Here is a 25,662-nt window from a genome sequence, read left to right as displayed (position 1 = left end):
CAGGTACAGTTACCCTTATATTTAAGGCGAAGCGGCGCGGTTATCGCTTCAACGGCACGGTTCGCGCGTTGAAAGATGGAAATGGCCTTTCACCGCCAATTGCCAAAGTCGGAAATGTTGACGCCGCAGCTACGAACGAACGGCCAAAAGTCTCCAATTCTCTCTCTCGGCGCGTTGAGCGACACGGTAACGTCCTCGCCGTTGCCGATTGGATCGAGATAGAGGAAAAGCCTGAGTTAGTCGATCAAAAAGAAACCGCTCCAACTGCCGATCGCAAGATCTTTCGCAGGTTTGCTCTCGCCGGATCGGCCGTGGCGGTCTTACTTGCGTTCCTGGCGTTCAACTGGTTCAGATCACCGGCGGTCCCTTTGGATCAGGCTCACAATAGTGAGCTAACTATCACGCCTCTGACGAATGCTGAAATTATCGATCAGGCACGATCTCTCCGGACGGGAAATATTTTGCCTACGTTGAGTACGGAAACGATTCGCGTATATGGCTTCAGGAAGTGGGCGGATCGAGTCGGATAGAAACTGTCGATCTCCCCGGTGGAAGGATCATCTGTATCACGTTTACGCCGGATTCGGCCGCTGTTTATTTCCTGGCTTCGCGTGAGGGTGAAGCGGTGAATTCACTCTACCGCGTCGGGGCTCTCGGCGGCGTGCCGACAAAGGTCCTGACCGGTATAAGCGGCCCCGTCTCATTTTCTCCGGACGCAAGCGAAATAGCCTTCGTACGGCAAAATCGGGATAACCCTCAAACGCAGCTTTTAGTCACAGCGAGCGACGGATCCCGAGAGCGAACACTGTTAATCCGCGACGGTACCGAGCAGATCGAACCAAATCCCGCATGGTCACCTGACGGAAAGCAGATCGCGGTCGGCATGATGAGCACCGAGAAATCGATAACCGTTTGCTCAATGATCGGAATTGATCTGTCTGACGAGGCCATTAAGCCGCTTTCGGATGAAAAATGGGATAGCTGCCATCGGACCGCATGGATGACTGACGGCTCGGGCCTCGTTTTTATCGGCACGAAATTCCAGGAAGCTGTTTCGACGCGACGCGATCAGGTCTATTACCTCCCGATCGCATCGGGCAGAGCTAGACGTTTGACAAACAGCGGCAACCGCCACGAGCCATGGTCCCTGGGTATTACCAGAGCAAACGAAATTCTTGCACTGCCAATTAATCGCGTCTCGCAGATCTGGAGCCTGGACATGGGAGCGGATGCTCAAAAGGCAAAACAGATCACGACTGGACAATCTGATGGTCGCGGCGGAGTAGAGGCTTTGTTGGACGGCAATATCTTCTATTTAGCGAGAACGGGAGATGGTTTTGGAATTTTCCGGACCAGTGGCGGCGACGTCAGGGATAGCAAGGCGATCTCTGCCGACCTGACGATGGAAGAACTGCGTGCGTCGCCCGATGGACGTTTTTTGGTTTTCGCGGCAAAGGTCGGCGGGTACGCCCATCTTTTCCGAGTTGGTCCTGATGGTTCAGATCGCCGACAGCTGACTTTCGGAGAAACCGTTGAGGTTGATTCGACCGTCTCACCTGACGGGCGTTGGATAGTCTATGAGTCTCATTTCTTCGACGGCGTTAAAACACTATACAGTCTTCAGAAAATTCCGGCCGAAGGCGGTGATCCCGTTCCACTATTAAACGAATTTTGTCTTACACCCCATTTTTCTTACGACGGGACGATGATCTCCTGTATTGACGGGGAACTGATCAGGGTGATCTCTTTTGAAAAGGGAGAAACGCTTAAGACCTTTAAGGCTGTGGGGATCCCTGTGCTCAATAGCGGGGCTCGATGGACGCCGGATGGCCAGTATCTCGCTTACCGGGTTTTGCAAACGGATGTCGGCAACCTGTGGCTGCAGCCGATCAATGGCGGTGAAGCACACGCTCTTACTAACTTCTCACATGGCGATATCTACAATTTTACTTTCACTCCCGACGGCTCGCGCATTTATCTGGCCCACGGGAATCCGGTCCGCAATGCGGTACTCATCAAGAATCCTAATTAGAAATAATTTGTCGATCAGTCTCCAAAGACGATCCGCAACTTCGACCTTATTAAAAAGAATGGGTCATGACTAGTTAAGTCAGGGGTATTTGATAATTTTCAATAGAGTTCGGCTTCGGGAAATTTGCCTTGATAAAATAAACACTCACCGAGGGTCATTTGAAAACCGGCGACAAGCCGACAGAGACTGCGTTTCAATATTAGCGGGTCAGAGTATAGGGACGACCTAGTCTTTTGTTCGGATTATACCTAAGCCGCAAACGCGACATTTTCGATCCAGGGAAGAACGAAACCTAAAAGGTTGTAGAGCGTTTGGGTCTGTGAAAACTCCGAGCGGTTCCCCCAGATTAAGGAACTCAGTCCACTTATGCCGAAGCGGTTTCTTCCTCGATAATAACCCGCGAAATGCGGCGCGTTTGGATGACGACTTCGGTTAGTTCGTCAGTTAGATAAAAATCTCCGTTCTGATGACCATAGTCCGGGCTTTGTCCGTCCTCTAACCGAGGCCGTTTGACGACAAGTCCTAGGGCTTCGTCCAAATTCATTGTTTTACCAAGTTCATACTGCGCCGCAAACTCATTTTCGTCGAGAGCGGTGTGGACCTTTGTCAGGTAATCGTCGCGGAAGGCTTCTTCAGCAGGTTCATTGTTGTAGCTGATTGATTCACGCAAACTATCAACGACGCCCGCTAGTCTGGCGGATAGCTCGAAGTTTCCGCCAACTGCGGCAAGCGCGGCAAAACCGTCTAGGGCACACGACATCATTGATTTGAAGCCCATTTCCTTACAGATACGCAGTGACCGGGCAAATTTCAGTGCCGCTTTTTGATAGAGGCCTTCGAAATAGTCGATCGCACCGAGATTGTAGTAAATAGTCGTCTGAACAGGTCTGTCGCCAAGTTTCTCCGAGAGCACGCGGCACTCCTCGAGAAATACTCGGGCGGCGGAGTGATTGCCCTTACACATTTCCAGGTCGCCTAGCGAACCGAGGGTGTAAGCGATCCGTCGTTCGTCGTTTGCATTCCGGCTTAGAGCGAGGGCTTCAAGATAATAGGATTCAGCCGATGAATAATCCTTCTGAACGGCGGCAATACAGCCAAGCCCGTGGACAGCCTTTTGGATTAGAACTGTATCGTTCAACTCCCGGCTCTCCGCCAGGCATTTTTCAGTAATTTTTCGAGCCGCTTCAAATTCGCCCCGATGCCTTAGAAATATAGAGATCTGTAGAAGTATTTTGGCACGTGCTTCGGAAATATTATTTTCCGTAACCTGCAATGCCGCGTTACACCAGCCGAGTCCTTCGCTAAAATGACTGTGCCCAAACCAGAAAAAGCTCAAAGAGGCAGTGATCCGGGCAGCCGTTTCCGGTTCGTTTTTCAAACACCACGAAAGAGCGGCCCGAAAATTATCGTGTTCGTTTTCCAACCTCGCCAGCCACTCGATACCTTTTTCGCCATAAAGGAACGGTTCTGCTTCATCAGCTAAAGAAAGGAATAGCTGTGCGTGAATTCGCAGTAAATCATCAAGTTCGCCGGTTTTACCCAACATTTCAAACGCGAATTCACGTACAACCTCAAGCATTTGCAAGCGCGAACTGCCATCCGTCTGCTCTTTTGAAACAAGTAGATTGTTGTCGAGCAGCGAACCAAGAAGGTCAAGGGCCGAGGCAGCGATGCCGAGATCCGTTGATGACGAGACAGATTGAACGTCGATCGGGGACGATTGCTCCCTTTTTCTCGCGTTTTCTTCTTCTGCAATGGTTTCTGCCGCTTCGACGGTAAAACCACCTGCAAATACCGCAAGACGCCGGAACATTATTTTCTCGGCTTCATCGAGCAGGTCGTAACTCCATTCGATCGTGCCGCGCATGGTTCGTTGGCGTTCGGGCATATCGTGTGCCCCACCGGTAAGCAACTGCAGCGAATTTTCCAATCGGGAAAGGATCGATTGTACGGAAAGTAACTTGACGCGCGGAGCTGCCAGCTCGATCGCCAAAGGCAGGCCGTCCAACCGGCGGCATATCTCGGCTACGCTGGAAGCGTTTTCCTCAGTCATGGCAAAGTTTTTTTTCGACGATTTTGCCCGTGCGACAAACAGCCGGACCGCCGCATAATCGTTCAACTGTTCGGCTGACAAAACTATATCCTTCGGCGGCACCGAAAGCGGCCGCACCTCAAACTCCCGCTCGTTACTTAACCGAAGTGCGACGCGGCTTGTAACCAGGATTTTTAGTGACGGCGAAGACGCAATGATCTCTTTGATAAACGACGCGGCAGAGATCAATTGCTCGAAGTTATCGAGGATCAGCAACATTCGCCGTTCGCTCAAAAAATTCTTCAGGGATTCTACCGGCGTTGTTTCGCTCGATTCTTCAACGCCTAGGGCTACTGCGACGGTCAACGCGAGGAGTTCCTCATTATTTACTGCGGCAAGTTCGACGAACCAAACGCCATCGGGGAAATCTGCCGACAACTCGCCCGCAACAGCCTGAGCCAGTTTGGTCTTTCCGCAGCCGCCGGCGCCGGTCAGAATGATAAGTCTCGCTCCATCGTCGGTGCTTTGTAATAAACTCTTGATCTCCGCGATCTCTTCGGAGCGCCCAAAGACCGACTCGCCCTCGTAAAGATTGGCCGGCGATACACGCTGCGGCGCCGCATTCGCGTCTGTCGATCCCTCATTTCCGCTTCGTTTGACCGTCTCGATAAACGAATAGCCTTTGCCAGGAACTGTCGTTATGAAACGATACGCACCGTTTTTGTCGCCAAATACTCTCCTCAGTGCCGAGATCTGGACGCTCAGGTTATTTTCCTCGACAAACTGTCCGGGCCAGACGCGGTCAAGCAGTTCGTCCTTCGAAAGGACGCTGCCGTGATTCTCGACAAGCTGCTGTAAAAGGTCGAAGGTTTTCGAGGTTAACGTTAGCGGTTCGCCATTGCGCTTCAGTGAACGGCGGGCACAATCCATCTCGAAATCTCCAAAACTGTATATTGCCGCTGTCAGGGTTTCCATGCCGTTAAGATATTTTTAGGAAAATTTAGCCGGACAATTAAGGACATTTAGGATACACCTGCCGCAAACTCGCAAATGTACACGAAAAAAGCACCGGCACCGATCGTCATTCGATGACCAAATAATAACAAATGCCGGATGAGCGAACAATTAAAATCAGTTGGCCAACCATATGGACGAACACAAACGAATTAGAACCGAGATCACGATCGAGACGGTCAGTTTAACTCGGATCAGGTTGAGCCGACGAAAAACACCCGATATCGTTTGTAGCCACTGCGGCCAGAGTTCAGCTCCGACGAACGGAGAAAAAGTTTTGTCCATAAAGTCTGGCAATTCCCATTCTGTAAGCGAAGCCTGTACAGACGGCCAATTAAGCCCGCAAATCGATACCGAGACCTTAGTAGAACAAACTAAAAAAGGAGAATCAGAATGAAACAACTAGTAATTACAATTTTCGCGATTGCCATGCTGGCATTTGCCGCCCCCGCTCAGTCGAATGACGAGAAAGAGATCCTAAAGATCCACACTGGCCTCGAACAGGCTTACAAGAATAATGAGATCGCTCCATTTGAGGCGGCGCTTGCAGATGATTATGTCGGCGCTTTTCCGGACGGGGTTGCGATGGATCGCAAGGGAGTCTTAGACGATATGCGAAAAGAGATCGCTAAACCGACCTATAAGACCGTTTCCGAAAGCAGCGACGGCATCAAGGTCAAGGTGATCGGCTCAGTCGCTTACATTACTTCAAACTGGACTGCCGTTGCTCTGCCGGTCAACGACGCGAAACCCGAACCACACACGGACAAAGGACGCTACACGGGCATATACGAAAAACGTGGCGGCAAATGGATGCTTGTAGCGGAACATTTTTCAGAGGCTCAGCACGACCGCAAGCTGATGGAACAAGCAGTGATCAAAGCAAGTGAGAGCTATGACGCCGCAATTAAGAGCCGTGACAAAGCCGCTTACGAAAGACTGCTGTATAAAGATTATTTCTTTACGGATGAGAACGGCAAAATCGTCTCGAGAGCTGATGACATTGCACGCGTGTCCACGACCGACACGGTAATCATCACTACTGAGACTTCGGATAAAAAGGTTCGAATCGTGGGCAACACCGCGGCAGTAGAAACGGGCATGTATCACGTCACCGGGACCAACAAAGGCACGGCCTTTGACGAAACCGCCCGCTATACAACGACCTGGATCTGGCGAGAACTTCGCTGGCAGGTTATCGCAGATCATGTTTCCCTCGTCAAAAAGTAATTCGGACGCATCCCATAAGGAGAATTTATGAAACACCTGGCAAACATTACGATGATCATTCTGCTCGCTGTATTTGCGGCGCGCGCGCAAACAACTGAATTCACATATCAAGGCAGCCTGAGAGACGGAGCTAGTCCCGCGAACGGTAACTATGATTTTCAGTTTCGGCTCTGGGATGCTTTAACCGCAGGCACCCAGCATCCGACTATCGTTACCCTGCCAAATGTCGTGGTTTCGAATGGGTCCTTTACCGTTAAACTGGATTTCTCTTCGCCTCTCATTGGGGCATTTCCGGGAGCAGACCGGTATCTGGAAATACGTGTAAAAAATGCCGTAGGGCTGACATATACAACGCTTGCTCCGCGGCAAAAGATCAGCGGTGAGCCTTATGCACAAAAGAGCTTAAACTCCGACACGGCGACCAATGCAACACAGCTTGGGGGCGTCGCAGCAAATCAGTACCTGACCACGACTAATGGCGGTACCACATTTATTCGAAATTCAACCTCGCAGCAGGCCAGCAGTAATTTTAATGTCTCGGGCGACGGAACAGTCGGCGGCACTCTCACCGCAGGAACTCTTAGTGCCTCAAGTGGATTCAACATAAACTCGACACCGGTCTTTAGCATTGCGGGTGTGTTAAATACATTTATCGGGGCAAATGCTGGCACGTCCAACACGGGTTCGAACAACGCCTTTGTCGGAAGTTCGGCGGGTGCGGCAAATTCCAGCGGCAGCAACAATGCATTTTTCGGTTCGTTCAGCGGCAATGCCAACACGACGGGCAGCAGTAACGCATTCTTTGGAAGATTGGCCGGAAGTTCGAACACGACCGGTTCCAGTAATTCATTTTTTGGAGCAAATTCCGGCGACAGCAACACAACCGGATTTAGCAATTCATTCTTTGGACGCAGCGCCGGAGCCAATAATACTACCGGAGCCCGTAACGCGTTCTTCGGCCTCAACGCGGGCGTGTTGAACTCGACCGGAGATCAAAATACCTTTTACGGAGCAAATGCCGGTGTTGCAAATACAACAGCAGCAAATAACTCATTTTTCGGCTACGCGTCTGGTCAATCTAATTCGACAGGCGTGGATAATTCCTTCTTTGGATCGAGCGCCGGACAAGCAAACACCACAGGTCAGCTAAATGCCTTTTTCGGAGTTAATTCCGGCGATTCGAACACCACCGGCATCGGCAACTCATATTTCGGCGCAAATACCGGAACTGCGAATTTGACCGGCAATTCGAATTCCTTCTTCGGACGAAGTGCTGGAGCATCGAACACGGCAAACAGCAACTCTTTTTTTGGTTACGTCGCTGGTCAATTTAATACTACGGGAGCGAGCAATTCGTTCTTCGGGGCAAATGCCGGTGATTCAAACACGACCGGAGGTTCAAATTCGTTTTTTGGAAAAAGCTCGGGAACAGGAAATACGACCGGCACCTCAAATTCCTTTTTCGGCGTAAACGCCGGATTTGCCAATACCACCGGTGGCAGCAATTCCTTTTTCGGACGTGCAGCCGGAACTGCCAATTCTACGGGAAGCAATAACTCGTTTTTTGGTAACGATGCCGGCAATTCGAATACCGTCGGAAATTTGAATTCTTTTTTTGGCAGATTTGCAGGACAAGGCAATACGTCAGGCAATAACAACTCCTTTTTTGGCGCCTACGCTGGATACGTTAATACCGCCGAGTACAATTCTTTCTTCGGGATGAATGCCGGAATTGACAATACGACCGGATCAGAAAATTCCTTCTTTGGACAAAATGTGGGAGATACAAACACTACAGGCGCAGGAAATACTTTTGTCGGACGTACGGCGGGCAGAGGAAATGTTACCGGAAGCGACAATACTTTTGTGGGTAATTACGCCGGTATTAATACCACCCCGGCAGGAAACAGCAATGTCGCAATTGGAGGCGGAGCCGGTTTTTATTTGGGGAGCGGGCCGGCGATTAGTGAAAACGTACTAATCGGCGCAGATGCACGTTCTAATGGGGACGGAAATGTCGTCATCGGTTTTGACGCAGGTGCCTACTCGAACTACATAGCGGCCCATCATAACGTTGCTATCGGATACGGAGCGATTGCTAGAGGCGACGTTCGTAGCGTCGCTATTGGTCCATTCGCCATTGCCAGTGAGAATGACCAGATCGTTCTCGGCGGACCTGGTTCTTTTGTTCGGGTTACGGGCAGTTTGTATGTCACCGGACAGATCTTTGAGGAAGGCGGGGCTTCCGGCCGTAGTGGTGCAAATATTAATACCATCGATCATCCCCTTGATCCGCTGAATAAGACTCTCACTCTTGCCTCGATCCAGTCACCTGAACTGATGAGTGTTTACAGCGGCAACGCGGCGACCGATTCCAACGGCGAAGCGGTCGTAACAACGCCCGCTTATGTCGAAGCTTTGAACAGAGATTTTCGTTACCAACTAACCGTCATCGGACAGTTTGCCCAGGCGATTATCCTTCAAAAGATCCGAGGCAATCAATTTAAGATCAAAACCGATAAGCCAAACGTGGAAGTTTCTTGGCAGGTGACCGGCATCCGCAAAGATGCGGCCGCAGAAAAGAACCGCGTCCCGGTCGAACAGGACAAAACCGAGAAAGAGCGCGGTAGATCGCTCGATACGCAGGAACCAGCAAAGCTCCCGAGAACGCGGCCCGTCAATAAGGAACAAAATCAATGAAGATCACAAGACTTATAGTTTTGGTCACAATATGCCTCACCGCTATGGCGGGTGTCATTGCCCAATCGGGTGGTATGTTTGTCATTCAAAAGTCCGTGATCGCGGGTGGAGGTGGATCGACATCCGGCGGCATTTTTATGCTCGACGGCACGATCGGGCAGTGCGTTGCTGGGGAAAACTCGACCGGCGGCAGTTTTAGTTTGGCTTCAGGGTTCGGGGCAATCTCTGGGGTGACACCGACCAGTACGCCAACGGCAACATCGACGAGCACTCCAACTGCAACGCCGACTGCAACGCCGGCGGGTGGTGCTATTACCGGAACAGTGACATATGGTAACGCTATTCCAGCGGCCACGCGTTTTGTTTCTAACGTCCAGATAAGCGGTGCTGGTTCGGTTCCGGTTTCTATTTTCACCGGTGGGATCGGGGCGACTGAGGGACAATATTTGCTGAGCGGATTTGGGGCGGATGCTTACACCGTTATGCCTACTAAGACGGGTGGTGTGAACGGTTCCATCGGATCTTTCGACGCGGCACGGATCGCGCAACATGCCGCCGGGCCGCCACTGCCACAGTTGACTGGATCCCAATTGCTTGTGGCCGATGTCAGCAACAATGGAGCAATCACGTCATTCGATGCGGGAATGGTTGCAAAATTCGCCGCAGGACCGCCGTATGCGGCTCCGGGAATTGGATTAACAGGAGCCTGGAAATTCGCCCCGGCAAGCAGGGATTATCCATCGGTTGCTGCCAGCATCGCGGGCGAGGATTACTCGGCTCTGCTGATGGGTGAGGTTTCAGGGAACTGTGCAAATACCGGTGCCCGTCCGACTGCTGGCGGCAACGGGCCGGAAAGAAGCACGGCGGTCAATCTGCCGCGTCTCTTAACGCCGGCTGACAACGATGTTGTTATACCGGTCGCCATACAGGGAGCGGCGAATAAGGGAATTATCTCTTATGAGTTCGATCTCAGATATGATCCAACGGTGATACAGCCACAGGCAGATCCGGTCGATCTCGCAGGAAGCGTCAGCAGCAAGCTTTCTGCCGTGGCCAACCCCAGCGAACCGGGGCTTCTGAGAATCGTAGTCTATGGCCCGCTGCGGATAGACGGCAACGGCGTTCTTCTGAACCTCAGATTCACCGCAGTCGGAGCACCTGGTTCGGTATCACCGCTTACGTGGGAACGTGTCATGTTCAACGAAGGCGATCCTGGAACGCTTGCCTCTGACGGACAGGTCGAGCTTTTAGCAGCGGCACCAAACCAGGCCGAGATCAGCGGACGCCTGCTGACAACAATGGGACAACGCATTCCAAATGCTCGCGTCACGTTGACCGACACAGCCGTCCAAAGCCGCTCAGTTGTTTCAAACGGCTTCGGCGTTTACCGGTTCGGCGGCCTACAGGTTGGTCAGACCTATACTATCAGTGTCCAGTCGCACCTGACGTTCACGCCGTTGACGGTGAGCGTTACCGGCCAACTGGCGAGTGTGGATATGATCGCTGAGCCGTAAAACGAATGCGATAGGGTATAACCTGCGGAGCCGACCAATGTCCAACGTAGAATTAAGCGCCAGTACAAAAAATACTTTTGGTTGGCGACGCGGGTCACATACATCGATCAAAAAGGGTCCCTCGTAATAACGAGGATCCGAAGCGGCCCGACTCAAGTGTCTATTTGAGGTTGGGTAATTGTGGATGCTCCTTCGTCATCGGATACATCGTTGTAGTCCTGATCCTCTCGATAATATTTAGCGACCGACTTGGCGGCCTGACGGTCGCCCTCGGTGTCGCGGGTGCTGGTATCGCGTTCGCTCTGCAGGAGGTGATAGCCAGTTGTGCGGGCTGGTTCGCCATATCGTTTGCCGGATTTTACAACCCTGGCGACCGGGTCGAGGTCGGCGGAATAAGGGGCGACGTTATCGATGTAAGTTTCCTACGAACAACGCTGATGGAAGTCGGCGAATGGGTTAACGGAGACCTTTACACGGGCAGGCTCGTTCGGGTGGCCAACAGCTTTGTTTTCAAAGCTCCGGTCTATAATTATTCCGGAGATTTTCCATTCTTGTGGGACGAGATCACGGTGCCCGTAAAATACGGAAGCGATCATCGGTTAGCTCGAAAGATTCTCGAAGATATTTCCAAGGACCTTGTCGGAGTCTATTCAAAAAATGCAGCGTCCGAATGGCAGGATTTCTCAAGAAGATTCTTGCTGGAAAACGCGTCCACAGAACCGATGGTCACGTTGATCGCCAACGACAATTGGATCGAGTTCACCGTTCGTTATATCGTCGATTTCAAAAAACGGCGAGTGACAAAAGACGCGCTTTTTACTCTTATTCTGGATGAGTTTGAGAAGACGGACGGGAAGGTCGGCTTCGCCTCCGCTACATTCCAAATCGTCGAAACGCCCGTATTCGACGTTCGGTTGTCTAACAACTCGTGATTAAACAAACTTCGGGTCCAATGATGATCCTATTTCGATTTACGACGATCTTTCTTAAAAAATTAAGGTTTTATTACCGATGAGTCCAATTGATAAGACGTTTTGTGACGCACAGTTAGGAGGGAACATGATTGCTGTACTGTACAGCAATGGGCAGTGACCTGTTCGTTCTTTCCGTGTCCCAATTTTACAGTTTCCGAATTAGCCAACAAATCTCAGTACTGGCCGCTCGCCGCAATCCACCTAAAAACAGGCGTATCGGAGCATTTCCGCTGAATGCGGACGTAATGGCATACAGAGTGCCAGGCGACAGCCGCGGCTCGTTGGATATCGCAAATACAGGCTCCCATCTCTCAGGGCGAAATTTCGCCTTAAAAGTATCAAGCCCCTCAAAATTGTAGAATCTCCTTCCGTGAGCACGAATCCATGTGAGCAGGAGGCTCAGCCACACCGGATTTTTAAATGGTTCTATCTCAGATCTGTTTGATAGCGGCGAGAGTCCTAGAGTGGCATACTCACTTTGACCATTCGATAATGCCCTCATCGCCGCGTCGATCATCAATTCGACCGTGCCATTTGGCGAGTCGGGACTATGTACGTATTGTTCAAAAAGCCAACCGTTTCGCATCGGAACCGGTGAAAGCATCACAAATCCAACTACCGCCCCATCACGTTCGGCCACAAATACCCGCCGGTCGAATAACCGGCTGAGCGTTTCCGGCTCAACCATAAAGTGCATCGGTGGCAACCCCTTCGCTCTAAGCCAGTCGTGTAAACAGTTGAGCAACTCTGCGCTTGCAAATGCCTGTTCGGCTGACCATTCGGTAACTATTACATTTTTGTTGCATGCCCGGTTAAGCTGCTTCCGAAGCGATCTGTTTTCGGACACGCGTTCCGCCCAGTTCTGAGGGTTCCAGACCGGCTGAGCACCCAAAAGCACTTTGGCGTGTGTTGTCGAGTTTGTAAAAACCGACTCCAGCCTCGCTTCGGCGCAAAAATAGCAAACTCGCTTGTTATCGTGTGCCGCCTCGGTTTCAAATTCGGCAACAACCTCCTCCAAACGCTCAATCGTGCAAACCGGGGCACCGACGACGACCCAAGCTCGTCTAGTTGTGACATAGCCCGTAACGGCATCGTCCGACTCGGAAAACCATCGACGTATACCGGGATTGAGAATTTGATACGCCGTTGAATTCCAGCCGTGAGCCGAAACTATCTGACGAGTTCTCTCAACCGCAAGATTGTTTTGTTGAGAATCTTGTAGTTCCATTATATCCATGGTCCACGCACAAATTGAAAACGATCCCATTATCTCACGTCAGGTGCTTCGCATGAGCTTGCATACGTTTACATTCGGAGGACTACTTGCCCATGTCCGCGTAAAAAGTTTCTAACCTCCGTTTCACTTGTTATCATTATGCTGTATTCAATTCTTTTGACTGCAAATCTCTAATCATCGATGAAAAGAACCAGTTCCAAATTTAGGGCGTTTCAAAAAAGGCTAAAAACACATCGCCGACTTTGGATGCCGCAATGGCGGGTCTTCAAACTAATGCTGTTACGGCTATTTATGCAATTCATCCCAAATGAATCGCAACGGGTCTTTATCTTGACCTTGATTATCGGCGCATTGTGCGGCGGGACCGCCAGCCGTCGGTAGTCGAACGCGGCGACGGCAGGAAATTTCTCGCCATCATCACAATGACGGACATCATCCGCGTCCAAGCCGAAACCATCTCTGCCGTAGGTTCCCCGACCATCGACGGCGACATGCACCGCACCCTCACCGGCTGGGCGGAACAAGCCATTTAGTACCTGCTATAATTACGGCACTTGCAATGGAAAACATTTTGAAACACTTTCGTCTCAATGGCGAGAAAGAGGATCCGGAAACTGTAATTCAGAATATTGATAGCGGTGTTGAGTTTACGGGGACAAATCTTTGGATCCTCGTTTTCGCGATCTTTATTGCGTCGCTCGGGTTGAACGTCAATTCCACCGCTGTCGTTATCGGAGCAATGTTGGTTTCACCGTTAATGGGGCCAATCATGGGCCTCGGCATGGGAATGGCGATCAATGACCTCGCTCTGTTACGCAAGTCACTTTACAATTACGCGTTTGCCCTGATCGTTGGCCTTACGACATCGACCATTTACTTTACGATGTCGCCTCTCCGTGATGCGTCATCAGAGATCCTTTCGCGCACATCACCAAATATTTATGATGTCCTGATCGCACTCTTTGGCGGATTTGCCGGCATCCTCGCTGTTTCAAGTAAGAAAAAGGCCAACGTAATACCCGGCGTTGCCATCGCGACTGCTCTTATGCCGCCGCTTTGCACCGCAGGATATGGGATCGCGAATTGGAATTTTACCTACTTTAGCGGTGCGATATATTTATTTGTCATTAATACAGTTTTTATTGCTCTCGCCACGCTGGTAACGGCCCGTTTCCTAAAATTCCCGTCAAAACACCTGTCCGATGAACATGACGAAGTGGTCTCTAAACGGGTCGTTTGGGTGGTAGTCATAATCACCATCCTGCCGAGTATCTATTTTGGGTATGATATTGTTCAGCAAAATCGTTTCCGGCAACAGGCCAACAAGTTTATAGATAGCGAGGCGATCTTTCCAAACGATTATCTCCTGAAGAAGAACATCGACGCCAAAGCAAAAACGATCCAGCTCACCTACGGCGGCGACCTGATCTCGGAAGCTGAGATCGACGCTTTGAAGAGGAAATTACCGCCGTACGGCCTCGAGAATATAAAACTCGAGATCCAGCAAGGGTTCGCTTATCTCAGAGACAGCGAAAGCAATAACGACACCAAGCAAGACACCGAGGCGAAAAAGCTAAGCGCGGCACTTAGCGAGCGGGAAACTCAGCTCCAGGAGTTGAAAAAGCGGGTGGATACGATCGATGGCCAGAGAGCTCTCAGCGATCAGGTCTTTGCCGAACTAAAAATTCAATACCCGCAAGTCTCGTCGGCGGTGATCCAACCGGCGGCCACCCATGACGAAACTGGTAGCCAGAATGTCTGGATCGCCGCAGTCAGATCGAAACAGCCGATCATAGATGCGGATCGAAAGAAGATCGAGGACTGGATAAAGGTTCGCGTCAAAACGGAGACTGTACTAACTTCGTTCCAAAATGATGTTTCTACCAAAGTTACTCAACCGAAAGAAAAGTAATGGAAACTCTGGTCTATTTATGACGATTTGTAGCGGTCTGGCCCAAAAAGCAGGGCTTTCGTATGGGTTAGGCCCAAATATATGAAGATATTCGATACATTTTCGATCCTGATCGTTTTAGCGGCTGCGTTTGCGTACATTAATCATCGCTTCATCAAACTGCCTTCAACGATAGGGCTGATGTTTCTATCGCTCCTGAGCTCGATCGTTTTGATCATCATTGGAACCATCTCGCCGTTCTTTCTCCACGAAGCCACCGCTGCTTTAGCCAACTTTGACTTTTCTGAACTCCTGATGGGTTCGATGTTGAGTTTTCTATTGTTTGCGGGCGCGATTCACATTAAGTTTTCCGAGCTCAAGAAAGTTCTTTGGTCCGTGACCCTCTATTCCACCTTTGGCGTGGTCATCGCGACATTTGTCATCGGTGGAGCGATGTTCTACCTGCTTCCGCTCTTTCACATCGACATGCCTTTCCTTCATTGCCTTTTGTTCGGTTCGTTGATAGCACCTACAGATCCGATCGGCGTCTTAGGCGTTTTGAAACAAGCAAAAGTACCAAAAGACCTTGAAATGAAGATAACAGGCGAGTCGCTGTTCAATGACGGTGTCGGAGTGGTCGTTTTCCTGACCATCCTTGAGATCGCACAAAAGCCTGTTCCCCCGACATTCTTCGAAGTATCAACGCTTTTTATCCAGGAAGCGATCGGCGGACTCTTATTCGGTCTTTTGATCGGCTATGTCGGATATTTGCTGATGAGAAGTATCGACAATTACTCCGTCGAGATACTTCTGACACTCGCGATGGTAATGGGCGGTTATACTCTTGCACACTATCTTCACGTTTCCGGTCCGTTGGCTATGGTCGTCGCCGGGATCATCGTCGGTAATCAGGGCAAGAAGCACGCCATGTCGGAGATCACAGAAGAATATATCGACAAGTTTTGGGAACTTATCGACGAGGTCTTGAACGCCTTACTCTTCGTCATAATCGGACTTGAGCTCCTGGTGATCAAATTCACCTCGAGCTTCATCGTTCTGGGCCTGATCGCCATTCCGGTAGTTTTGCTGACACGCTATATTTCGATCTTTCTGCCTTCGCAGATCATTCGGCTAAAGGTGGAAGTAAAACATCACACGATACTGATGCTCGTCTGGGGCGGTCTGCGAGGCGGCATCTCCATCGCTCTTGCCTTGTCCTTAAGGCCAGAATTCGGCAAAGACCTCTGGGTTGCATTGACTTATTTCGTGGTCGCTTTCTCGATTTTAGTACAGGGTTTGACCGTCGGCAGACTCGCAAAACACCTAACCGCAGCCGAGCCCAAGTAATAGACAACAAACTAATTCGGCAGCTTCGGCTGGAGCGTTTCCAGCGGCGAGTACGATTGTACAGAAGAACAAAGATGCTGGGATCGATTCCCCGACCGCGCTTGTCGCGGGATACGTCGTAAAGGGAGCCTTTCAAGCGTCTCGCACCCAAATCCATTTTAAAACCAAAGGCATGGCCGATCACCGGCTGGTGACTAGAGTAACAATACAAGCGGGCCCGTTGCTCTTTACAATAGCCGGAACCGGGATCAAAGAAGTAATTGCAGACTTGAGCAAGCGGCAATAGTAATCCCGGTTGCGAATGCTGTAATCGTTTAAGGATCCCGCGAGGTGCTTTCTCAGTTCCTTCTCAATCTATACGGGGCTTCGAAGGCATCTTTTTGTTATCGAACCTGTCACGTCAATAAGAAGTTGGGTGATTTAAGGTTTCCGCACTCATTGTCTCCCATGGCCTTCGCGGAATTCTTAATTCATTGCGTTAATGAAACGATACGGCGGGACCTCGGCGAAGAGCTTGGATTTCTGGTCATATTTGATGACGCTCTGCAAAAATAATGGAAATCGTCGATAGACGTGATTAGCGGGTGTCCTTATCGTGGAGTTTTGTCTAAGGGTAAAAAGGAAAGCGAATTTCCGCAGCTTACGGATGAAGAGATCGATGAAATCGAAGCGACGATTTGCGAGATCTCCGGAAGTGCTGAAAGTTTTCAAGCGAAACTGCTCTAGTCGAGCCCTTTTGTTTGAAAATGGCTCCATCGATATCGTGATCCATCAAATCTCATAAGACCCCACGAGTGATGTATTAGTTTGCTTTCAGCGAATAAGATACTAAGTATGGTATATTAGCTACTCATTCCCTTGTGTATCCGGGTCCATGGATTTCGACAATAACGTAGTCTGTTGGCAAAAGAACTAAGTGTTATGATATGGTGTGAAATGTTGGTTTTTGCTACGAAGATTGACAAGCTAAGACAGAGAAAGTTGGTTGCAGGTTGGTTGCACTTTCCTGGATCAAGGCGAATCATGGAGAATCAGGCAGAGAGTGTAAAGTGTTGATTTTAGGATGTTTTGATTGATTTTGACAAAGTACGAAAAGCCCCTTGTGTCGCTTGGGGTGCGAGAGGTCGCTGGTTCAAATCCAGTCGTCCCGACCAAAATAAAACTCCCGGTTCAATTATGAACCGGGAGTTTTTCCATTTCGCTACATTTGTTAGCTTACAGCTATTCGGGTTTGACCGTGAGGTAGATCGTCTGTCCTCGACGGATTATCAGCAAGAGGACGGGTTTGCTCTCCGCTGAACCCAGTGCTGATTTAACATCTGCTACTGAATTTACCGGTTTTTGATTTAACTCAAGGATAACGTCACCGCGATCAATCCCGGCTTCGGCCGCCGGGCCGTTCGGATCGACTTCCGTCACAGCAACACCTTCGGAATCGGAATCGAGTCCGAGTTGTTTAGCGATCTGCGGCGTTACTGGTTGCAAACTTAAACCAAGTTTGCCGCTCTGATTTGCCGGTCCGGAATTATCCTCTTCGCCTTCCTGATTTGTTCCTAATTTCTTTGACTCACCATTGTCGAACTCATCCAAATTTGCTGTAAGTTCTAATTCTTTACCATCACGAACGACCGTGATTTGTATATCGGTTCCGGGCAGTGTTCCCGCGACCTTATTTCGTAGAACATTACTGGTCTCTATCTTTTCGCCATTGATAGCGATGATGATGTCACGACGTTTGATCCCGGCTTTTTCAGCTGCTTCCGGGTTTAACACCGCTAACGAGAATACCGCTTCTGTCTTTTAGTTCTAATGCCTGAGCAGTGTCCTCGGTAATGTCCTGAATATTTATTCCCAGCATGCCGCGTCGGACCTTGCCGTCCTTTATCAGCTGTTCCATCACAGACTTAGCCATGTTTGACGGAATCGAGAAGGCGATGCCGATGTTTCCGCCGCCTGAGCCTCCAGATAGAATTTGCGAATTTATGCCTATCAGTTCGCCGTTAAGGTTTACAAGAGCTCCGCCGGAATTGCCTTTATTTATCGGTGCATCGGTTTGCAGAAAATCTTCGTAGCTGCCGTCACTAAGACCGGTCCGACGGCCCTTTGCAGAGATGATTCCGGCAGTTACGGTCTGGCCGATTCCGAGCGGATTGCCGATCGCGAGAACGATGTCGCCAACGCGAACATTGTCGGAATTGCCAAGATTGAGAAAGGGAAGATTTGTTGCTTCTATCTTTAATACTGCGAGATCGCTAGGCTGATCGGTGCCGACGATCTTGGCCTCGTAGGTTTTGTTGTCGCTCATGGCGACAGTGATCTTATCGGAGCCTTCTACGACGTGATAGTTTGTCAGGATCGTGCCGCCCGCATCAACAACGACTCCGGAGCCGAGGCCGTGCTGTATCTGAGGACGCTGATTTTGTCTGGGCATTGGAATCTGGAATTGTTTAAAGAAATCGTCTCCGCCGGGAAACTCAGTTCTCGGCGACGCTTTTTCTTTATGATCGGCCTCGATGCGAACGACCGCGGGCGAAGTTTTCTCAACAACGTCAGCGTATGACGTCCGCATTCCTTCCACCACGACTGGTGCAGACTGGACCGGCTGTTGATTGGCAACAGGTAGTTCTTGGCCACCAGCCAAAAGATTGGTTTTGCATCCCGAAGCGAATGCAGCGGATGCGATGGATCCAATTACAAATAATTTCTTAATATTCATCGAATTATACTCCAAATAAAGAATGCCATTTTTCAATATTACGCTTTATTTTATATGCTTCAAGCAACTGTGTACTACGAATCATCTAAAAGGATTGTTCGGAAAATAAATGTACGAAAGACTGAGCAAATTTCGGTTACGTCGAGACTTTTGGCGTCTGATTGTTGAAGATGTAGGCGAGAGATTTATATACCAGCTTTGAACATAGAAATGCCGGAGCGTCGTAATTTTCAAAGTAAGAGTACTCGACGAGGTCCATGCCCACAACTCTTTTCTTTTCAGCGAGTTTGCGGATCAGGGTTAAAGTTTCGTACCAGCCTAATCCACCGGGTTCCGGCGTGCCGGTCGTGGGCATTATGCTCGGGTCGAGACCGTCAATATCGATGGTTAGATATACATTGTCGGTAAGGGAATCGACCGCTTCATCGATCCAGTCTGTTTTTCCAGCAATGTCCCGCTCCAAAATATTCGTGTAGGCAGATCTTCTTTCAGTGAGCGAGCTTCGTCACCAGAGATCGAACGTATGCCAACCTGGACCGCTGGGATACGCAGATCTTTTACTACGCGGGCCATGATGGATGCGTGAGAGTGAGGTGTTCCGTCGTATGCGTCGCGAAGATCTGCGTGGGCGTCGATCTGCAGAACGCTCATGTTTTCGTATTTCTCGTTATGGGCTTTGATGATCGGGGCGGACACCGAATGTTCGCCGCCGATCATGCAAAGAAATTTATCTGTTTTAGAACGTTCGTTGTGTAGTCATAAAGACCAGACATCATCTCTTCCGGCGTTTCACGCGGAGTGAATTCTGGCAGCGTGTGGATCCCGATCTTATAAACTTCCGAATCGGTTTCCTCTTCGTAGAGCTCCATATTGCGCGAGGCGTCTACTATTGCCATCGCTCCAGCTCCAGTACCTGTGCCATATGAAACTGTTCCCTCGTACGAAACGGGAAGAACCAAAACACGCAGAATCAAATGAGGAATATTGCTCCTCGTCGATCCCGCCAAAATTCATTGGTAATTCTTCAGATTCAGACATGTCTTTAATGATGTAATTCAAAATGCAAAATGCACAATGATAAAACCTCATTCATTGTGCATTTTGCATTGTACGTTTTGTCTTTTAAGGTACGTCAATGTTCATATCTTTGCCCGAAAAGCTGAACGTCGGACGTTTACGGCCTTTCATAAACTTAGCGGCTGTTTGCGAAAGAGCCGTAATGATCATTGGCAATGCGATAGACGGATCACACGTTACGTTCGCGGTGGTTGCACCTCGAACCAGCTTTCCAAAAGCCGAAGTATGGCTGCCACCGAATGATGGCATACGAGCATCAAGCGTCGCGGAGTCCGTTGCGATCGAGATTGCGTATTTATGACCGCGAGGATTGGTTCGCGTAATGTAAGACGAAATTTCGGCGACATTAAGCATGTTGTGGCTTTGCGTGCTGCCGAGAGATATGAGAGCCGAGTGCCGCGTTTTATGCGCGATCTGCATCAACTCCATCGAATCCTGAGTCGTATCGAACGCGATCTGGATCTTCTTTTCAAATTTTGCCCGCGCTATGCCGATCGCGATCTCGGAACCTGGAAGGTCAGGACAAAAAACGGGAATACGTGACTTAAATGCCGAAGTCAAAATACCGTCTTCGTGTGCGATCTCAGACAGTTCGCGGCCCATCAAGTGTAGGAATTCACGGATCGAATAGGAACGGCTTAGTTCAAGCTGATTGATGACGCTGCCAATCCACTCGTCTGCTTCCTGATATTCTTCGCGATTAGCGATCACGTCGCCGACTCGTCGTATGTCGGCTGCTTCCAGATCCTCGTCACTCATGTTCGGGTGGGCCTGATAATGGCTGCGTCCGAGGATCTCGTGAATGTCGTTGTACAGCACTGTGCCGGACATCACTATTACATCTACGAATCGATTCTTAATTACATATGCAATAAGACGTCTCATGCCGGATGTGATCAGATTGCCGGAACCGCAAAGATAGATCGTCGAGTTGTCGTCGAGCATATCCAACCATATACGATGTGCTTCGGCAAGCTGTTTTGCACCGAAACCCGCACCTTCCATTTTTTCGAGAAGCCCTGCTACTGAACGGTCACGATCGATAGGCACCGGACGCGTTGGAACAGACAGGAATTTCGAAGACTTTGTTTTCTTTTTGAGCTACCATAATTTTCTTCTATATATATTTAATATTTCGTCGGCATAAGGAGACCTGCTGCCAACTGCTTACTTTTTCTTTCCATTCGGAGTCAGGTATGTATAACTTTCAACCTGGTCCTCGTAAAATTTATGATCTTGCTGCCTTCACTATTTGAAAGGCGGCCTTCCTTGATCCTTTGTAAAACCGATTTGCGAAAAGTGTCGTTCAATTGGCCCGGATCAAATCTAACGGAACCAACTGCATCGCCTAGTGTCGCGCCGTAAATCACTTTTTTAATGATGTAGCCGTCCTCGCCGATAAACACGTGAGCCTCGTGCGGAACACCGAAAAGGTTGTGGTTGTTTCCCATAACCTCCTGATAGGCGCCGACGAGCATCATCGCAAGGTAATAACTTTCCCCTTTAGTAAGCTTGTGCAATTCGAGCACCGGCTTAATATCGTGCAGATCGACGAATTTATCCACTATACCGTCGGAATCACAGGTTATATCACATAGCGTAGCATATTCTGTGGGCTTTTTGTTGAGTTTATGTATCGGGATGATCGGAAATAATTGTTCAAGAGCCCAATTGTCCGGCATTGACCGAAAAACTGAGAAATTTGCAAGGTATTTTGCACACATCAAACGCCGCAATTCATCAAATTCTTCGGCAACATACTTCTTTAGCTGAGCGAATTGGTCCGCTTTTTTCACAGATGTCCCAAAACAGGACCTCGCCTTTGCCCTTTGCCTCAAGCGATATGAGGCCGAGATTGAACATCGTGAAAAGTTCATCGCGGTTTTCGAGCGCGTCGTGATAATACTCGCGATAGTTCTTTCCGTTGATCGTTTCACGCAGGTCAAAAAGCTCACGAACGATCTGAGGATCATCTTTCTCAAACGTCATCGCAGTATGGCTTTCGACTACCGTTTCGATCTCGTCCTGGATGTTGGTTACCAATATCGCGTGATATGCCGATAAATATCGCCCGGATTCCTGGATGATCGTCGGGTGTGCGACATTCTCATCGTCGCAGACAGTTTTGATCACATAGATCACATCGTTTGCAAACTCGCGGGCGTTGTAATTTGCTGATGATTCAAAGGATGTTCGCGAACCATCGTAATCAACCGCCATTCCGCCGCCGACGTCGAGATACTCGATCTGGTATCTTCATTTTTACGATCTTGGCATAGGTGCGGGCGGCCTCTTTCATCGCGTTCTTGATACGCTTGATGTCGGTAAGCTGTGAGCCGATATGAAAGTGCAGCAGCCGAAGCATATCAATTCGTCCGGCTTCCTGCAGACGTCGAATGACCTCAAGAATTTCCGTCGTCGTCAGGCCGAACTTGGCCGCTTCGCCGCCGCTTTTTTCCCATTTTCCTGAGCCTTTTGAATAAAGTTTTACACGGACTCCGATCATCGGAATATCGGCATCCGGATTTTCTTTTTTAGTTTCCTCGACGATCGCTAGCGTGTGATCGAGCTCGCTCAATTTTTCGATAACAATGACAACATTCTTGCCCGCCGAAGCTCCGGCAAAAGCAAGCTGGATAAACTCTCTGTCCTTAAAACCATTGAGGACAAGCAAGCTGTCTTTTGCCTGTTCCACGCCAAGAGCGGCGTAAAGTTCTGCCTTGAGCCTGCCTCAAGGCCAAAGCCGTATCGAGAACCTTCGCGCAGATATTCCTCGATCACGGCACGGTTGGAATTGACTTTCATCGGGAAGACGCATAGATGGCCGCCCTCATATTCAAATTCTTTTATCGATTTGCGGAAGGCTGTTTGCAGCTTTCGTATCTGTCCGAAGATGAGTTGGGGAAAACGGAGTAGGATCGGCGTGTTGACGCCGCGTTTGCTGAGATCGTCAATGATCTCTTTTACGTCGGCGGTGAAATTTTCGTTTTCCGGCGCACGAACTATCAGGTTGCCCTTTCGATTTACACCAAAGTAATCGGCACCCCAATTATCGATGCCGTATGTTTCGATTGTTTGATCTATTACCGCTCAAGTTCTAATCGCTCCTCACCAACAATAAAGGAAAAGCTAATAGCGTAATAAAAATCCGCTAAAAAACAAACACCTTTCTCGGATAAACCCGGACTTTCTTTAAAAACAGCCCAAATTGGCTTTGGCATAGCCGTTGCTAATACAAAGAGACAGCAGTCCGGAATATACCGGAATATTTGAAAAACCTTGAAGTTAACTAAATCCGGTCTAAAAAGATGCCGGATCTTGTCAAGGTAAAGTGCCAAAAAATGTCACATTAGTGAGATTTGAATAAAGAAATACAGAGGTTTAAGAGTAATGAAAAAATCAAGTGAGCAAGGATTTTCTTTAATTGAGCTGTTGATAGTAGTCGTGATCATCGGAATTGTAGCGGCGTTGGCAGTTCCTTTTCTTCAAAAGGCTGTGCGTGCGTCAGAAAACGGCAACACTTTTGCCTCCATGCGAACCATCTCTTCTACCCAGGTTGGCTTCTTTCAAAGAACCGGCCGGTTTGGCCGTCTTACTGAGATAAACAGTCTGCTTGGAAATGGCTTAGGCACACCATCAGGAAATGATCTTGTCCGAGGAAAGTTTCTCTTCACATTGGAGGAGACGGCGGATACGCAATTGAGGGATAGATATACGATCGTTGCTACCCGGCAGGTTACAGGTGAAGGCCAAGTTTACCAATATAGGATCACACAGTCCGGTGTGATAGAACAACTCCAGCCCTAATAATTCTTCCCTACCCATCCTCCTCCTTAAATTTCCATCCCCCGGAAAGGTGAACCACCATGAATGTCTTCGAAGACCTTATTGTCGAACTGAAAGAAGAGAACCTGCTTGAAAATACGGTAATCGACGCCGCACAAAAGAAAAAAGCCGCTACAGGTATTCCGGAAGCCGCAAAAGTCCCTGACAAGGACGACGGGCAGCCGGAATTTGCGGCGCTCGATGATGAGATAGCGGAGTTGGACTCCGAATTTTCAAATATCGAATCAGATATAGGCTCCGAAGCAGAGATAGTTCTCATGGAGACCGCAGAGGAATTTCAGGCTGCGGCAAAAACGAAGCATGCCAAACCCAAAAGAATCCGGCACGGCAAGGAGTTTTTTAAGAAGCGTGCAGTTGCTGAAGTTTCGAGCCATCAGATGGTCGAACATATTTTGACCGGCGTCGAGCGCGAATACATGAAGATCGTCCCGAAGACCTTCGACGATTTTAATGCCAAGAAGGCTCTAAATAATTTCCTGAACATTTCCGAAAACTCAAATTCCGAACAGCATAAGGCTGCTGAATTTGCTCTGATGCAGGAGACAGAGGCGTGGGGATTGGCACTGATCGAACGTGATAGTCATATATCGGTTGCAAGTATTCGTCAATATTGCGAAAATTCACGTCCGGCACTCAGTTCACAGGCGATACTGGCCCTCGCCCGATTTTATCGAAATGCTCCTTATTCGGAAACGGTGCGATCGAAGTTTGATTTTGTTATAACGCGCCTCTTTTCAAGGCCGATCAGTCAGGACAAACGGGCATGCCTTTTTGGCCGCGAGGAAATACTTAGCCATATCAACACGCTGTACAGCGACTGGTCGAGTGTGCCGCTGTATGACGCGGAACATGACGAGTCAAAGATCATGTTGACCGGTTTGAGCTTTGACGATCTTGCGAACGAAGCCGAAGGAGCAACGCTTTTTGACCAGCTTATCGAAAGCGACTTTTTCGGTCGGCTGCGACTCTTCAAAGAGAGTATAAACGAACTATTTTACGAGCCATCAGTAATTGCCGCTGCTATCGAAAGTAATATTCGCATCGGCAATGCCTACGTCGGCCTGATCATTCGCGAACGCCAAAAGATGGATGCGGAAAGCATTCAGATCAAGTATGGCGATTTCAACGATCCGTCTGTTTCAGATGCTGCAGGCCGATCGCTAGACCTGGTTGAACTTTTGCATGGGTTAACCGACGAGGTTATCAACGAGGAACCCGCAGCCGATGAGATCGACAACGCGATCGAACCTGAAACACATACTCCGGAACAAACAAAAGCGGAAACTAAGCCTGCGGGAGAATCGTCTTTCGTTGGCAATCTGATCGACAATGTTCGCAATGTCAATCGATGGCTGCTCGGTGTTGGTTTTGTGCTCATACTTGTTGCCGGAGGCCTATATGTGTGGTCAAGCACCATTGACGAGGAGAAGGCTTCGACGGCAGGTGTTGCAGTTGTTGATCTTGGTGATTCGATTCTGGGTGAGCACATCAAGAGCGGGAAGATCGCCGGCGACACATTCTACGGGTTGATGCTGCCATCATGGGATAATCTGACAAAAGAAAAACGTGAAGAATATCTGCAAAAGGTATACCAACTCGGAAACGAAAAAGGCTACAAGCAGGTAAATCTGACCACCAAGGATGGCAAACCAGCTGGTTTTGCATCCTCAACACGGATGGACGTCAAAATGCCTTAAGCTAATTTCATTCTACGATCGGAAATGGCTACGTCTCATGTGACGCGGCCATTTTTCCATTTACTGTCTCCTCACATCAGAGATTTAGTTGTGAATAAGTATGAGTTTCAGGTTATCTAATCGAAATGATTTTTGGTGAATAGCTTCGGATTTAGGGATTTAACTAAAAATTAAGACTAAAAAGCTTTTTATTATTACTAAAAACAAGGTTTAAGTAGATTTATGAGCAAAATCCCGTTGACCTTATCGGGTGTTCCGTATTAGAATTATCACCATTGTTCTTTAAATTGCTCTAGAGATCAAAAAGCATTCCTTAAGGAGATATCTATGTCGTCGTTTACCGTTAAGAGTGTCG

At 49.1% G+C, this 25,662-nt stretch carries 23 protein-coding genes; 10 read left to right on the top strand and 13 right to left on the bottom strand.

Annotated elements, in window-relative coordinates; genetic code table 11:
- Positions 1-68: 68 nt before the first annotated feature.
- Complete coding sequence (locus tag IPL32_16990) at positions 69-530, top strand: hypothetical protein (GenBank protein MBK8467515.1); 462 nt, start codon at positions 69-71, stop codon at positions 528-530.
- On the top strand, positions 509-2,032 hold the full coding sequence (locus IPL32_16985) for a PD40 domain-containing protein (protein MBK8467514.1): 1,524 nt from the start codon (positions 509-511) through the stop codon (positions 2,030-2,032). The genes IPL32_16990 and IPL32_16985 overlap by 22 nt, the downstream gene beginning before the upstream one ends.
- Positions 2,033-2,396: 364 nt before the next feature.
- On the opposite strand, the gene IPL32_16980 is transcribed toward IPL32_16985, so the two are convergent.
- Positions 2,397-4,994, bottom strand: a complete 2,598-nt coding sequence (locus IPL32_16980; protein MBK8467513.1) for a winged helix-turn-helix domain-containing protein — start codon at positions 4,992-4,994, stop codon at positions 2,397-2,399.
- A 477-nt stretch (positions 4,995-5,471) separates the two neighbouring features.
- Here IPL32_16980 and IPL32_16975 point away from each other — a divergent pair, with 477 nt between their 5' ends.
- The 4 genes from IPL32_16975 to IPL32_16960 all read left to right on the top strand — a co-directional run bounded on the left by IPL32_16975 (position 5,472) and on the right by IPL32_16960 (position 11,454).
- A complete protein-coding gene (locus IPL32_16975; protein MBK8467512.1) occupies positions 5,472-6,308 on the top strand; it encodes a nuclear transport factor 2 family protein in 837 nt (278 codons plus the stop codon).
- 27 nt (positions 6,309-6,335) lie between these two features.
- Entirely contained in the window at positions 6,336-9,008 is a 2,673-nt protein-coding gene (locus IPL32_16970; protein MBK8467511.1) for a hypothetical protein, read from the top strand.
- Positions 9,005-10,522 carry a carboxypeptidase regulatory-like domain-containing protein gene (locus tag IPL32_16965; protein ID MBK8467510.1) on the top strand — a complete coding sequence of 506 codons (1,518 nt, stop codon included), beginning with the start codon at positions 9,005-9,007 and terminating at the stop codon, positions 10,520-10,522. Before IPL32_16970 ends, IPL32_16965 begins: the two co-directional genes overlap by 4 nt.
- A 71-nt stretch (positions 10,523-10,593) precedes the next feature.
- Positions 10,594-11,454: a mechanosensitive ion channel gene (locus IPL32_16960; protein ID MBK8467509.1), complete on the top strand. Its 861-nt coding sequence runs from the start codon at positions 10,594-10,596 to the stop codon at positions 11,452-11,454.
- Between the two features lie 187 nt (positions 11,455-11,641).
- Here the strand turns inward: IPL32_16960 and IPL32_16955 are convergent, their stop codons facing one another.
- The gene (locus tag IPL32_16955) at positions 11,642-12,724 is read right to left on the bottom strand and encodes a DUF2156 domain-containing protein (GenBank protein ID MBK8467508.1); all 1,083 of its coding nucleotides are present in this window, start codon (positions 12,722-12,724) and stop codon (positions 11,642-11,644) included.
- A 349-nt stretch (positions 12,725-13,073) separates the two neighbouring features.
- Positions 13,074-13,262, bottom strand: coding sequence for a hypothetical protein (locus IPL32_16950; protein MBK8467507.1), 189 nt, complete (start codon positions 13,260-13,262; stop codon positions 13,074-13,076).
- A gap of 30 nt (positions 13,263-13,292) precedes the next feature.
- Here IPL32_16950 and IPL32_16945 point away from each other — a divergent pair, with 30 nt between their 5' ends.
- Positions 13,293-14,645 (top strand): TIGR00341 family protein, encoded by a 1,353-nt coding sequence (locus IPL32_16945; protein MBK8467506.1) that lies wholly within the window; start codon positions 13,293-13,295, stop codon positions 14,643-14,645.
- 81 nt (positions 14,646-14,726) lie between these two features.
- Positions 14,727-15,971, top strand: coding sequence for a sodium:proton antiporter (locus tag IPL32_16940; GenBank protein ID MBK8467505.1), 1,245 nt, complete (start codon positions 14,727-14,729; stop codon positions 15,969-15,971).
- A 1,221-nt stretch (positions 15,972-17,192) separates the two neighbouring features.
- On the opposite strand, the gene IPL32_16935 is transcribed toward IPL32_16940, so the two are convergent.
- The 10 genes from IPL32_16935 to IPL32_16890 all read right to left on the bottom strand — a co-directional run bounded on the left by IPL32_16935 (position 17,193) and on the right by IPL32_16890 (position 22,985).
- Positions 17,193-17,744: a PDZ domain-containing protein gene (locus IPL32_16935; GenBank protein ID MBK8467504.1), complete on the bottom strand. Its 552-nt coding sequence runs from the start codon at positions 17,742-17,744 to the stop codon at positions 17,193-17,195.
- Positions 17,722-18,687, bottom strand: coding sequence for a trypsin-like peptidase domain-containing protein (locus tag IPL32_16930; GenBank protein MBK8467503.1), 966 nt, complete (start codon positions 18,685-18,687; stop codon positions 17,722-17,724). The genes IPL32_16935 and IPL32_16930 overlap by 23 nt, the downstream gene beginning before the upstream one ends.
- Positions 18,688-18,823: 136 nt before the next feature.
- Positions 18,824-19,150 carry an arginase family protein gene (locus IPL32_16925; GenBank protein MBK8467502.1) on the bottom strand — a complete coding sequence of 109 codons (327 nt, stop codon included), beginning with the start codon at positions 19,148-19,150 and terminating at the stop codon, positions 18,824-18,826.
- Positions 19,075-19,404 (bottom strand): arginase family protein, encoded by a 330-nt coding sequence (locus tag IPL32_16920; protein ID MBK8467501.1) that lies wholly within the window; start codon positions 19,402-19,404, stop codon positions 19,075-19,077. Before IPL32_16920 ends, IPL32_16925 begins: the two co-directional genes overlap by 76 nt.
- A complete protein-coding gene (locus tag IPL32_16915) occupies positions 19,401-19,661 on the bottom strand; it encodes an arginase family protein (GenBank protein MBK8467500.1) in 261 nt (86 codons plus the stop codon). Before IPL32_16915 ends, IPL32_16920 begins: the two co-directional genes overlap by 4 nt.
- 148 nt (positions 19,662-19,809) lie before the next feature.
- On the bottom strand, positions 19,810-20,814 hold the full coding sequence (locus IPL32_16910) for a deoxyhypusine synthase family protein (protein MBK8467499.1): 1,005 nt from the start codon (positions 20,812-20,814) through the stop codon (positions 19,810-19,812).
- 140 nt (positions 20,815-20,954) lie between these two features.
- A complete protein-coding gene (locus IPL32_16905; protein ID MBK8467498.1) occupies positions 20,955-21,560 on the bottom strand; it encodes a hypothetical protein in 606 nt (201 codons plus the stop codon).
- Positions 21,505-21,984 (bottom strand): hypothetical protein, encoded by a 480-nt coding sequence (locus IPL32_16900; protein ID MBK8467497.1) that lies wholly within the window; start codon positions 21,982-21,984, stop codon positions 21,505-21,507. Before IPL32_16900 ends, IPL32_16905 begins: the two co-directional genes overlap by 56 nt.
- Positions 21,974-22,459: a hypothetical protein gene (locus IPL32_16895; protein ID MBK8467496.1), complete on the bottom strand. Its 486-nt coding sequence runs from the start codon at positions 22,457-22,459 to the stop codon at positions 21,974-21,976. The genes IPL32_16900 and IPL32_16895 overlap by 11 nt, the downstream gene beginning before the upstream one ends.
- Positions 22,460-22,847: 388 nt before the next feature.
- Positions 22,848-22,985, bottom strand: coding sequence for a hypothetical protein (locus IPL32_16890; protein ID MBK8467495.1), 138 nt, complete (start codon positions 22,983-22,985; stop codon positions 22,848-22,850).
- Between the two features lie 169 nt (positions 22,986-23,154).
- On the opposite strand from IPL32_16890, the gene IPL32_16885 reads away from it, so the two are divergent.
- Positions 23,155-23,571 (top strand): prepilin-type N-terminal cleavage/methylation domain-containing protein, encoded by a 417-nt coding sequence (locus IPL32_16885; GenBank protein ID MBK8467494.1) that lies wholly within the window; start codon positions 23,155-23,157, stop codon positions 23,569-23,571.
- A gap of 59 nt (positions 23,572-23,630) precedes the next feature.
- Positions 23,631-25,307 (top strand): hypothetical protein, encoded by a 1,677-nt coding sequence (locus tag IPL32_16880; protein ID MBK8467493.1) that lies wholly within the window; start codon positions 23,631-23,633, stop codon positions 25,305-25,307.
- The last annotated feature ends 355 nt before the right edge of the window (positions 25,308-25,662 follow it).

The sequence above is a fragment of the Chloracidobacterium sp. genome (assembly GCA_016711345.1).
Taxonomy (GTDB): Bacteria; Acidobacteriota; Blastocatellia; order Pyrinomonadales; family Pyrinomonadaceae; genus OLB17.
This window is presented reverse-complemented; position numbering and strand designations above follow the sequence as displayed.